The sequence below is a fragment of the Pseudosporangium ferrugineum genome, from assembly GCF_003002065.1.
Classification (GTDB): Bacteria; Actinomycetota; Actinomycetes; order Mycobacteriales; family Micromonosporaceae; genus Actinoplanes; species Actinoplanes ferrugineus_A.
The window spans coordinates 376881-388527 of sequence record NZ_PVZG01000003.1; the positions used below are offsets into that span (position 1 = coordinate 376881).

Genomic DNA, 11647 nt, shown 5'->3' on the forward strand with positions numbered 1-11647 from the left:
ACAGAAGAAACAGAGCACGGCTCATCCAATCACGGGCGGAGTGGACGTCGACGTCGACGTCGACGTCGACGTCGACGTCGACGGCTCCGGGTCGGGCGACTGCGACCCCGACGGGGACGGATCCGGCGGCCGCTCGGAGGTGGGCGGCGGCGTGGTCGGCCGGGTCGTCGGCCGGGTGGTGGGCCGGATCGTGACGGGCGGGGCGGTCGGCCGGGTCGTCGGCCGTGCCGTGGTCGGCCGCGGCTGATCGGGCGTCACCGGGTCGACCGGCTCGGGCGCGGTCGTGGGCTCGCTCGGCGGCACCGAGCTGGGCGTCTCCGACGGCGGCGCCTCGGTCGGCGGGTCGGTGGGCTCGGCGCTGGGCGACTGGCTGGGCGAGCCCGCGGGCGGTTCCACGGGTACGCCGTCACCGCAGCTGAGCGACTTCGCGCCGGGTGACGCGGGGGTGCCGGCCACGGACACGCGCCCGGTGGCGACGATGACCGCGCCGGGGTCCGCCGCGAACCACGCCGCGCCGTCGTTGACGACATCCCCGCCGGTCGTACGGAAGACGGTCAGTTGCAGCGCCTGGTACGCGCCGCTCGTGCTCGCGGTGTCGGCCAGCACCCGGCCCCGGCGGACACCGAGCGCGCCGTGCGGCACCCGGTGGCGCCCGGCCTCGGTGAAGAGCGCGCCGACCTCGGTCTCGGTGCCGGCGCAGAGCAGCGTCGCCGAGCCGCCCTGGAACGTCAGCCGGCCGGAGGCCTTCGCCGGCACCTGGATGACGGCGCCGCGGTCCACGTAGCGGCGGTCGCCCTCGGCGAGGCGTACGGTGCGGCCGTCGACGGTGGCGGTCAGCGTGCCGCGGTCGGAGGTCAGCAGCGCGCGGTCGGTCGGCATCTCAGCCCAGGCCGGGCCGGGCGCGAAGTTCATGGCGGTGAGCAGCAGCGAGAGCAGGAGCAGCAGCAGGACGAGCCACCACATGCGCCGCTCGAAGCGACGGTCCACGTCCGGGTTCTCGGTGCCGTCCGGCGGTCCGGGCGGCACCGCGAGCGGCGGGTAGCCGCCGGCGGAGTGCAGCCCCGCGGCGACGGCATCGGGCCCGGCAGCCGGGCCGGTGAGCCGGTCGGGGGCGCCGACCAGCGGCGGAAGGTCGGCGGCGTCCGGGATGACCCAGAGCCGGGTGGGCGTACGCGTCTGCGCCACCGCACCCGGGTCGCCGTCCCCGACCGGCCCGATGAGCGTGCCGCGGCGCAGCTCCAGCCCGTCCGGCATGGCGATGACGCCGGACTCGACGACCACCGCGTGGGTCGGTCCGGACAGCACGACCGGCGCGCCGGGTTCGAGGTCGACGGGGTGCGCCGACGCGATCAGCGCGAGCCGCTCGTCCCCGGCCAGTCCGGCGAGGGCCGGAGTGTCGGCGAAGAGCGCCTCCGCCTCGGCGCGGTCGACCGGCGGCGGCCCGGGCAGCGGCCCGACCACGGTCGCCACGGTCGCGGTCGGCACGGCCAGCAGCGTCGTCCCGGCGGTGTGCCAGTCCAGCGAGGTGGCGCGGCCGGTGAGCGCGTTGGCGAGGCCGACGACCCCGCCGGCGCCGACGCGGTGCCGGATGGTGCCGCCGGGGTCGCCCGGCTTGCGGGCCTGCATCGCGCCGTCGACGACCACGTAGACGGCCTGCTGGGTGCTGCCGGCCAGGACCATCTGGGTGCCGGACCGGGGGCGCACCCAGCGGGCCCGCGCGGCCAGGCCGGCGAGGGCGGGCTCGGGCAGCCCGCCGAGGTCGGAGTTGCGCAGGGCGGCCAGCCGGCGGGGCGCGTCGGCCTCCCGCCGCTTCTCGGTCGCGCGGACCCGGGCGCGCCGCCACGAGCGCGCCACCCAGCCGGCGGCCAGGTAGATCAGGGGCGCGCAGAGCCCGCCCACCACGAGCAGGAGCAGCACTTTCCCGCCGGCACCGCTGTGCCACAGCCCGGTCACCAGGCCCGCCACCCGATCGGCCCAGATCCGGTACGCGAGGTTCGCCGCGATCGCCAGCCAGAGCACGGCGAGGATGCCGTACAGGGCGACGATGCGGCCCTCGCGGTCGAGCCCGCCCCACGCCGGCGGCCGTCCCCGCAGCCGCCCGGTCACCCAGGCGAGGCCGCGGCCGCGCAGGTTGGGGATCTCCAGCCAGTCCATCAGCAGGTAGTAGCCGTCGAGCGCGAGCAGCGGGTTGAGGTTGAACAGCGCGTTGAGGTACCAGGCGAAGGCCAGCTTGAACGCGAGCGGGCCGAGCGCGGGCACGGCCAGCGCGATCAGCTGCATCGACCCGGCGAGGACGAGCCCGGTGGCGGGACCGGCCGCGGTGACGAGCATCCGCGCCCGCCGCCCGGCCATCCACACGTCGGTGGTGTCGACGAAGACCGACGGGATCCCGAAGTAGACCAGGACGCCGGCGGCCGGCACCTCACGCCCGGCGTGCTTGGTGGCCAGGGCGTGGCCGAGCTCGTGGCTGCCGAGGGCGAGCAGGTTCAGCAGGAGCAGGACGATCGCGCCCAGCAGATAGGAGCCGTCGGTGAGGAACACCGCCTGGCTCCCGCGCCACCAGGTGGCGACGAAGATCCCTGTCCCGGCCAGCGCGAAAACGGACAGGACGATCGCGGCGGCCCTGGTGAACAGCAGCCGGCCGCCGGCGCGGTAGAGCGCGGTGATGACCCGGTCGACGTCGAAGACGAGCATGCGGCGCCCGCGCGCGGCGGCGAGCACGCCGTTGCCGAGCCGCCGGGGCAGCGGCTTGCGGTCCAGCTCCTGCAGCGGGCGGAACGCGTCCACCGGGAGCTCGTCGAGCATGCGGTTGCCGGCGAGGTCGGCGACCACCCGGCGGACCTGGTCGGGCGCCAGCCGGCCGGCCAGCCGGGCGAACTCGGCGACCAGGCGGGCCACCGTGTGCGTCCCGTCCATCATCAGCGCGAGCTGCCATTCCTCCGGCGTCAGCCGCAGATAGCAGGCGCGGCCGCCGTCGTCGGGAGAGCGGAGCATCACGTACGCGGCGCCGCGGACGCTGGTGAGCTCGACGGCCTCGATCCCGGCGCGCAGGACGGGCCTGGCACGGGCCGGGTTGAGCCGGTCGACGACGGCGCCCCAGAGCCCGGGGTCGGCGGGGCCGAGCGGCTCCCCCGGCGCGCGCCCGGCCAGGGCTTCCCAGACGTTCGTCCGGGTCTCGACGTAGGTCACTCGGGTCGGCCTTCCACTCCTCGACGGCGAATGGAGACTAGGCGGTCCCCCAGCCGAAGGCGAGCCCCCGTTTTGCCCCTTGCCCGGTTATAGGGCGCGGAGTGGACATAAAGGTGCGGTGGGTGGTCGTGACCAACCCCCTTGGTCACGACCACCCACCGCTGGGGAGGTGGTGCCGCTCGATGGCCCGGGCGGCACCGGGTGCGGTCCGCGTCAGGAGGCCTCGGCCAGCGTGGCGCTGACCGTCTGCTCCTGCCCGTTGCGGGTGAAGGTGATGGAGACGCTGTCGCCGACCTTGCCGGCCTGGATGATCGCGATCAGGTCGTCGGAGTCGTTGATCGGCTTGCCGTTGACGGACTTGATCACGTCGCCCTGCTCGACGCCGGCCTTCGCCGCCGCGCCGTTGGCGGTCACCTGGGTGACCTGGGCGCCGCCGCCCTCCGCCTCGCTGACCCCGACGCCAAGCGCGGGGTGGCTGACCTTCTGGCCGTTCATCAGGGCCTTGACCACGGTCAGCATCTTGTCGCTGGGGATCGCGAAACCGAGGCCGATGTTGCCGGAGCCGCCGCCGGAGGTGGCGATGGCCGAGTTGATGCCGATGACCTCGCCGTTGGTGTTGACCAGGGCGCCGCCGGAGTTGCCCGGGTTGATCGGCGCGTCCGTCTGGAGGAGCCCGGACATCGAGGTCGCGCCGCCCTGCGACTGCTGCTGTTGCTGCTGGCCGCCGCCGAACGGGTTCTGCGGGGTCTCCGGCTGGCCCTCGCCGCCGGCCCGGATCGTGCGGTCCTTGGCGCTGATGATGCCCTCGGTCACCGAACCCTCGAGGCCCAGCGGGCTGCCGAGCGCCAGCACGGTGTCGCCGACCTGCATGTTCGCGCTCGAGCCGAACTGGGCCGCCTTGAGGTCGGACACCCCGTCGACCTTGATCACGGCGAGGTCCGTACGCGGGTCGGTGCCCTTGACCGTCGCCTTCTCCTTCTTGCCGTCGGCGAAGATGACCGAGACCGTGCCGCCCTGAGCCGTCGCGACGACGTGGTTGTTGGTGACGACGTAGCCGTCGGCGCTGAGCACGACGCCGGAACCCTCGCCGTTCTCCGTCTTGACCGAGACGACGCTGTCCTTGACCAGGGAGACGATCTTCGCGAGCGACGACCGGTCGACCACCCGGGTGACCGAGGAGTTGCTGGTCTGCAGGGTGGTGGTGGCGTTGTCGTCGTCGAACGCGAGGGCGGCGGCCGCGCCGACCCCGCCGGCGCCGAGCGCCAGCACGACGGCGGCCGCGCCGGTGACCAGGATCCGGCGGGTGCGCGCGGCACGCTCCGGGTCCCGCCGCGGCTCGGTGCCGACCGGCGCCGCCCAGATCGGCGCCTCGGTCTGCGGAGCGCCGCCACCGGGCTGCTCATACCCGGCCGCGTACCCGGACTGCGGCGGATACTGCTGCCCCGGGTAGCCGGGCGCGGCGTAAGGCTGCTGCCCGGCCGGACCGTACGCCCCGGCCTGAGCGGGCTGCCAGGGCGACCCCACCCACTGACCGGCCGCCGGCGGCGCCGAGTGCGGCTGACCCGGCACGGGCGGCGCCGAGTGCGGCTGACCCGGCACGGGCGGCGCCGACTGCGGCTGACCGGGAGCGGGCGGTGCGGATTGCGGCTGGCCCGGCGCCGGGGCCTGCCAGGGCGCCGGCTGGTCCGGCGCCGGCTGGTTGAGCGCCGGCTGGCTCAGCACCGGCTGCTGCGCCGTGACCTCGGACTGCCCCCGCTCCGGGCTGCTGCCTGCTGCCGGGGAGGCGTCCGCGGGCCGGTGCGACTGGTCCTCGGGCGAGGAGTTCTCGTGCCGCTGCGGGTTGGTCTCGTGCTCGTTCATGGGGACAACATTGCCCCCGACCGCTCCGACTGGCCTGTGCTCACCCTGAAGGTTTTCTGTGAATGGCGAAGCACCCGGAACGTCACGTTTCGTCGGGTACGAGCGCGGGCAGAGAGACCCGGAACGTGGCTCCTTGACCGGGTTCGCTGATGACCTCCACGGCGCCGTGGTGGGCCCGTACGATCGCCGCCACGATGGCCAGCCCGAGGCCCGTGCCGGTGGCCTCCCGGTCGGTGCGCCGGGTCCGCGCCTCGTCCGCCCGGTAGAACCGCTCGAAGATGTGTTCACGCTGCTCAGGAGTCAGCCCCGGGCCGGTGTCCGCGATCTCCACGACCGCCCGGTTGCCCTCCGCCGTGGACAGCGACAGGGTCACCGAGGCCTCCGGCGGGGTGTGCACGAGGGCGTTGGTCATGAGGTTGCCGATCACCTGCCGCAGCCGGGCGTCGTCCCCGTACGCGATCAGTCTCTCCGGCTCGTCGCGGATCTCCAGCTCGATCGTGCGTTCCGGCGCGGTCGCCTGTGCCGCCTGCACGGCATCCAGCGCGAGCACAGGAAGCTCCACCGGCGCGAGCTCGAGCGGCCGCTCCCGGTCCAGCCGGGCGAGCAGCAGCAGATCCTCGACGAGCAGCCCCATCCTGGAGGCCTCGTCCTCGATCCGGCGCAGGATCTTCGCGGTGTCCTCGGGGTCGGCCACCGCGCCCTGGCGGTAGAGCTCCGCGAAGCCTCGGATGGACGTCAGCGGCGTACGCAACTCGTGCGAGGCGTCCGCGACGAACTGCCGCATCTTCCCCTCGGAGCGCACCGCCCGGGCCTCGGACGCGCGGGCCGCCTCGGCGGCGTCGCGGGCCTGGGACTCCGCCGCCCGGGCCGCCGTCTCGGAGAGCGCGCGGGCGGTGAAGGCCGCCTCGATCTGCGCGAGCATCGCGTTGAGCGCGCGGGACAGCTTGCCCAGCTCGGTCTGCGGCTCGCCCTCATCGGGCTCCGGATCGGGTACGCGCTGGGTCAGGTCCCCGGCCGCGATGGCCGCCGCGGTGCGCTCGATCTGGACCAGCGGGATGAGGCTCTGCCGCACGATCGCCGCCCCGATCGCCGCGAGGGCGAACAGCACACCGGCGCCGACCAGGGTGTCGACCCAGACGAGCCGGCTGATCGCGTCGTCGATGCCGACCAGCCGCTGGCCGACGTGCAGCACCGACCCGTTGCTGAGATAGGTGACCAGCATCCGCCAGTGCACCGTGCCGTCGGTGGAGTTGACCGTGTACGCCTTGCCGATGTGCTTGCTGACCTGGTCGACGCCCTTGAGCAGCGGCGGGAGCTGGGCCGGCGACAGCGCGCGGTCGTACTTCTCGTCCTCCGGGTCGCCGATGCCGTCCATCGTCGTGGCGTTGACGTAGTAGTCGGCGGGCAGCACGATCCGCTCGTTGGGCCGCAGGTCGTCGAGCGTCTCGGTGAACTGCGACAGCTGCACGTCGAGCCGGTCGATCATGTAGCGGTGCAGCGCGTACGTGCTCGCCGCGCTGATCAGGGTGAGGGCGGCGAAGACCAGGGCGAGCACGGACGCGACGAGCTTGGTGCGCAGCGGCACCCGGCGCAGCCCGGTCTGCAGCGGGACGTGACCGCGGACCCGGTCGGTGAGGGTCACCGGTGGCTCAGGCCGCGGGTTTGCGCAGGACGTACCCGACGCCGCGGAGCGTGTGGATCAGCCGTGGCTGCACGTTGTCCACCTTGCGCCGCAGATAGGAGATGTACGACTCCACGATGTTGTCGTCGCCCCGGAAGTCGTACTTCCACACGTGGTCGAGTATCTGCGCCTTGGAGAGCACGCGGTTGGCGTTGAGCATCAGGTAACGCAGAAGCTTGAACTCGGTCGGCGACAGCTGCACCCGCTGGCCGGCGCGGTAGACCTCGTGCGTCTCCTCGTCGAGCTCCAGGTCGGCGAAGACCAGCCGCGACGGCTCCTCGTCGCCGGCGGTGGTGCGGCGCAGCACGGCCCGGATGCGGGCGGTGAGCTCCTCCAGGCTGAACGGCTTGGTGACGTAGTCGTCGCCGCCGAGGGTGAGCCCGCGGATCTTGTCGTCGGTGCCGTCGCGGGCGGTCAGGAAGACCACCGGCGTGCGGGCGCCGCCCTCGCGCATGAGCCGGATGACCTCGAAGCCGTCGAGGTCGGGCAGCATCACGTCAAGGACGACGAGGTCGGGGGTGGCGCTCTTGGCCGCGCTGACCGCCGCGCTGCCGCTGGTCGCGGTGCTGACGTCGAACCCGGCGAAGCGCAGGCTGGCGGAGAGCAGCTCGAGGATGTTCGCGTCGTCCTCGACCACGAGGAGCTTCGCCTCGCTCTGCTTGCCCTGGGTCTGTGTAGCGGCCATGGGCTCCATCTTCACGCAGACCCCTGCGGCTGCGCTGCACGCATGCTGAAAGTTTTCTGTGAGCCCGCTAGGCGGCAAGATCGAAGGTGGCGGACCGGAGTCCCGCGGAGGCCTGCGCCGCCCGCGCCAGCGACCGGCGGTCCGCGCCCGGCTCCGGACGCAGCGGCGCGGACCCGACGAGCGTCACGGTGAGCCCCCGCAACGCTGCCACGCGGCGTACCGAGGACCACAGGGTGTCGTCGCCGATGAAGGAGGCGGACGGGGAGGCGTACCGGATGGTGATCGGCACGACCGGGACTCGGGCGTCGACCGCGGCCTGGAACAGCGCGGGCCGGAAGCGGCCCCGCTCCGCGCCGCAGGAGGTGGTGCCCTCCGGGAAGACCGCGACCGAGCGACCGGCCCGCAACGCCGCGGCGGCCTCGGCCACGGTCGCCGGCAGGCGCTTCGGGCGCGACCGGTCGACGAAGATCACGCCGGCCGCCCGGGCCAGCGCGCCGACCGCCGGCCAGGCGCCCACCTCACGCTTGGCGACCAGCGTCATCGGGGCGACCGCGAGCAGGCCGAGCACGTCCAGCCAGGAGACATGGTTGGCGACGAGCAGGCTGCCGGGCCGCGGCGCCGGGCCGCACCACACCAGCTTCACCCCCAGGGCCGCGAGCAGCGCGCGGGCGACGGTCCGGAGGGCGGCACCGCGCAGCAGCGGCACGAGCAGAAGACCGCTCATCAGTACGGCGGCAGCGGTCACCAACCGCAACACCGTGACGGCCCCGTGCACGGCTTCGTCACCGCCGGGCCGGCACTGCGGGCCGCACGCCGACACGGGCTGCCACGTCATCGCGTGGCCCCGAGGAAGTGCCGCCGGTAGCGGGGGTCCATCCGGTCCATGGAGAACAGCACGTAGAAGTCCGCGCAGTCGAAGTCCGGGTCGTACGCGGGCTCCCCGCACACCCAGCTGCCCAGCCGCAGATAGCCCTTGAGCAGCGGCGGCGGCTGCACCCGCGGATCGCCCACGAGCGTGGTCCCGGCGAGCCAGTTCCGGCGCGGCTGGACCCGCAGCGCCGGCGGCGACATGTGCCGGCTCTGCACCCGGGCCCACACTCCCGCGGCCGTGTGCCCGCCGTCGCCGAGCGGCACCGAGGCGCACCCGCCCAGCCAGCGCAGGTTGTTGAGGTGCAGATAGCGGGCGATCCCGGCCCACATGAGGTTGACCACGGCGCCGGAGCGGTGGTCGGGGTGCACGCAGGAGCGCCCGGTCTCGACGAGCTGGTCGCGCAGCGGGCGCAGGCCGCTCAGGTTGAACTCGCCGTCGCCGTAGCGGCGGCCGGCGCGCTCGGCGCCCCGCGGCGTCATCATCCGGTAGGTGCCGACGACGGCGCCGGTGGCGTCGTCGCGGACGATCAGGTGGTCGCAGAACTCGTCGAACTCGTCCACGTCCCGCCCGTCGGGGGTGGCGCCGCGCAGGGTGGCGCCCAGTTCGGTGCCGAAGACGTCGTGACGCAGCCGTTGCGCGGCCGCGACCTGACCGGCGTCGTCGGCGATGAGGAGCGTGTAGCCGCTGGTCCCGGTGGATGCGGCGGCGGTCATCAGTACCGTCATGAGAACTGTGTAAGGCTCCCGATTGCCGCTGGCGTGGCGCACCGGGTGGCGCTGGATGACAGCTGAGTGAACGTCGTACGGGCATGAGAGGGTCAGGCGCATGATGATCCCGGCGCGTTTCCACGGTCCGCCCGCCTCGGGCAACGGCGGCTGGTCCGCCGGGGCTTTCGCCGTCGCGTGCGGGGCCGGCGCCGACGGCCGGGCCTTCCAGGTCACCCTGCGCGTGCCGCCGCCCCTCGACACACCGCTCATCGTGGCGGCGGGCAGGGTGCTCGACCCGGCCGGCACGCTGGTCGCGGAGGTCGAGCCGGACGCCGACGCCGGCCCCGGGGTGCCGATCGCGGACCCGGCGGACGCGCAGCCGTATCCGGGGCTCGCCGAGCACCCGTTCCCGACCTGCTACGTGTGCGGCCCCGGGCATCCCGACGGCCTGCGGATCTTCCCGGGCCCGCTGCCCGACGGCCGGCTGGCCGCGGCCTGGACCGTCCCGGCGGACGTCTCGGTCGAGACGGTGTGGGCCGCGCTGGACTGCCCCGGCGGATGGTCTGCCCTCCAGAGCCGCCGGGTGTTCCTGCTCGGCCGGATCGCGGCGGCCGTCGACGCGCTGCCCGCCCCCGGTGAGCGCTGCGTGGTGGTGGCCGCGCCGGTCGCCGCCGAGGGACGCAAGGCGCTGGTCGACACGGCGGTCTACGGCGCGAACGGCACGCCGCTCGCCCGGGCAAGGGCAACGTGGGTGGCGCTGAACCGGTAGGTTGATCCATCAGCCGACGGACAGGAGCGAGCGTTGACGGCCGGGTCCGAGGAGATCGTGGTCTCCCACCTCACCAAGCATTACAAGAAACTACGCGCGGTCGACAACCTCTCGTTCACCGTGCACTCCGGCCGGGTCACCGGCTTCCTCGGCCCCAACGGCGCCGGCAAGACCACCACGCTGCGGATGATGCTGGGCCTGGTTCAGCCGACCGCGGGCACCGCCACCTTCGGCGGCGTCCGCTACGCCGACCTCGACAGGCCGATCCGGCACGTCGGCGCGGTGCTCGAGGCGTCCAGCGCGCACAAGGGCCGCAGCGGCATCAACCACCTGCGGGTGATCTGCTCGGCGGCCGGGCTGCCGCGGCAGGCCGCCGACGAGGCGCTGGCCCGGGTGGGGCTGACCCCGGCGGCGAAGCGCAAGTTCAAGGGCTACTCGCTCGGCATGAAGCAGCGGCTGGGCATCGCCGCCGCGCTGCTGGGCGACCCGCGCGTGCTGATCCTCGACGAGCCCGCCAACGGCCTCGACCCCGAGGGCATCCGGTGGATGCGCGACCTGCTCAAGGCCCTGGCGGCCGAGGGGCGCACGGTGCTCGTCTCCAGCCACCTGCTCGGCGAGATGCAGCAGCTGGCGGACGACGTCGTGATCATCGCGGCCGGGCAGCTGATCCGGCAGGGCCCGGTGGACGAGGTGCTCGGCTCGATGACCGGCCTGAGCCAGGTCCGGGTCCGCACCCCCCAGCCCGCCGAGCTGGCCGCCGCCCTCTCGGAGCAGCAGGCCACGGTCGCCGCGCTGCCCGACGGGGCGCTGACGGTCACCGGCCTGGACGCGGCCCAGGTGGGCCACGCCGCCTTCAAGGCCGGGGTCGAGCTGCACGAGCTCACCGGCGAACGCGCCGACCTCGAACAGGTCTTCCTGCAGCTGACGGCCGGAAAGGCGGGCATCCGATGAACCTGGTGCGAGCCGAGCTGCTCAAGATCCGTACCACCAACACCTGGTGGATCTTCGGGCTCATCGCCCTGCCGCTGTGGGCGCTCACCCTGCTGGTCAACTGGGCCAGCAGCAGCGCCCTGCTGGGCATGGACCCGAACGAGCCCGGGCTGGACGCCGACCAGGCCGAGCAGACCCGGGTGGCCGCCGAGGCCGTGAACGTCGCCACCAACCTCTACACCAGCGGCCAGTTCTTCGGCGTGCTCGTGGTGCTGCTGCTCGCCGCGATCGTGGTGACCAACGAGTTCTTCCACCAGACCGCGACCACGACGTTCCTGGTCACCCCGCGCCGCGAGGCGGTCGTGCTGGCCAAGCTCGCCGCCTCGGTGGTGCTCGGCCTGATCTTCTGGCTGGTCACCACGCTGCTCAACCTGGCGCTCGTGCCGCTGATCCTGAACGCGCTCGACGTCGGGGTGCAGCTGGGAGAGCCGGCGGTGTGGCGGGCCATCGGGCTCAACGCGCTGGCGTACGCGCTGTGGGCGGTCCTCGGCGTCGGCGCCGGCGTGCTGATCCGCAGCCAGATCGGCGCCACGATCACCCTCAGCACGGTGTACGTGATCGGCTTCCTCGGCGCCGCGACGGTCTTCGCCCTGCTGACCCCGCGGATCGGCGACTGGTTCGGCAACCTTCAGGTGCTCGTGCCGCCGCTCGCCTCGCAGCTCATGATCGCCGGCACCGAACTCCCCGGTAACCCGCCCCGCTGGGTGGGCGCGGTCGTGCTGATCGGGTACGCCCTGCTCGCGGGCGGACTCGGCACCTGGATCACGAAGAAACGGGACATCACCTGACGTATCCACCAGGTGACACATCTCTCTTGAGCCTCATCCGTTGGTCACAGTCCGGACGTGCGCATGGCTACGCCAATCTCACGGCGTAGCCTTGACGCCGAAATCCT

General features: G+C 73.6%; 9 protein-coding genes. 3 read left to right on the forward strand and 6 right to left on the reverse strand.

Features of this window, described 5'->3' with window-relative positions; genetic code table 11:
• Positions 1 to 21: 21 nt before the first annotated feature.
• From CLV70_RS09080 to CLV70_RS09105, 6 genes are all read right to left on the reverse strand, one after another.
• Positions 22 to 3189 (reverse strand): cyclic nucleotide-binding protein, encoded by a 3168-nt coding sequence (locus CLV70_RS09080; protein ID WP_106125937.1) that lies wholly within the window; start codon positions 3187 to 3189, stop codon positions 22 to 24.
• Positions 3190 to 3402: 213 nt separating this feature from the next.
• Positions 3403 to 5049, reverse strand: a complete 1647-nt coding sequence (locus tag CLV70_RS09085) for a S1C family serine protease (RefSeq protein ID WP_106125938.1) — start codon at positions 5047 to 5049, stop codon at positions 3403 to 3405.
• A gap of 82 nt (positions 5050 to 5131) precedes the next feature.
• Positions 5132 to 6691, reverse strand: a complete 1560-nt coding sequence (locus CLV70_RS09090; RefSeq protein ID WP_106125939.1) for a sensor histidine kinase — start codon at positions 6689 to 6691, stop codon at positions 5132 to 5134.
• Between the two features lie 7 nt (positions 6692 to 6698).
• Positions 6699 to 7415, reverse strand: coding sequence for a response regulator transcription factor (locus CLV70_RS09095; protein ID WP_106125940.1), 717 nt, complete (start codon positions 7413 to 7415; stop codon positions 6699 to 6701).
• 67 nt (positions 7416 to 7482) lie between these two features.
• Positions 7483 to 8160 carry a lysophospholipid acyltransferase family protein gene (locus tag CLV70_RS09100; protein ID WP_245908116.1) on the reverse strand — a complete coding sequence of 226 codons (678 nt, stop codon included), beginning with the start codon at positions 8158 to 8160 and terminating at the stop codon, positions 7483 to 7485.
• Positions 8161 to 8246: 86 nt separating this feature from the next.
• Positions 8247 to 9011, reverse strand: a complete 765-nt coding sequence (locus CLV70_RS09105; protein WP_106125942.1) for a GNAT family N-acetyltransferase — start codon at positions 9009 to 9011, stop codon at positions 8247 to 8249.
• 100 nt (positions 9012 to 9111) lie between these two features.
• Here CLV70_RS09105 and CLV70_RS09110 point away from each other — a divergent pair, with 100 nt between their 5' ends.
• The 3 genes from CLV70_RS09110 to CLV70_RS09120 are packed head-to-tail and all read left to right on the forward strand — an operon-like array spanning position 9112 to position 11540.
• A complete protein-coding gene (locus CLV70_RS09110) occupies positions 9112 to 9762 on the forward strand; it encodes a hypothetical protein (protein WP_106125943.1) in 651 nt (216 codons plus the stop codon).
• 33 nt (positions 9763 to 9795) lie between these two features.
• Positions 9796 to 10713 (forward strand): ABC transporter ATP-binding protein, encoded by a 918-nt coding sequence (locus CLV70_RS09115; RefSeq protein ID WP_106125944.1) that lies wholly within the window; start codon positions 9796 to 9798, stop codon positions 10711 to 10713.
• Positions 10710 to 11540 (forward strand): ABC transporter permease, encoded by an 831-nt coding sequence (locus CLV70_RS09120; RefSeq protein ID WP_106125945.1) that lies wholly within the window; start codon positions 10710 to 10712, stop codon positions 11538 to 11540. Before CLV70_RS09115 ends, CLV70_RS09120 begins: the two co-directional genes overlap by 4 nt.
• The last annotated feature ends 107 nt before the right edge of the window (positions 11541 to 11647 follow it).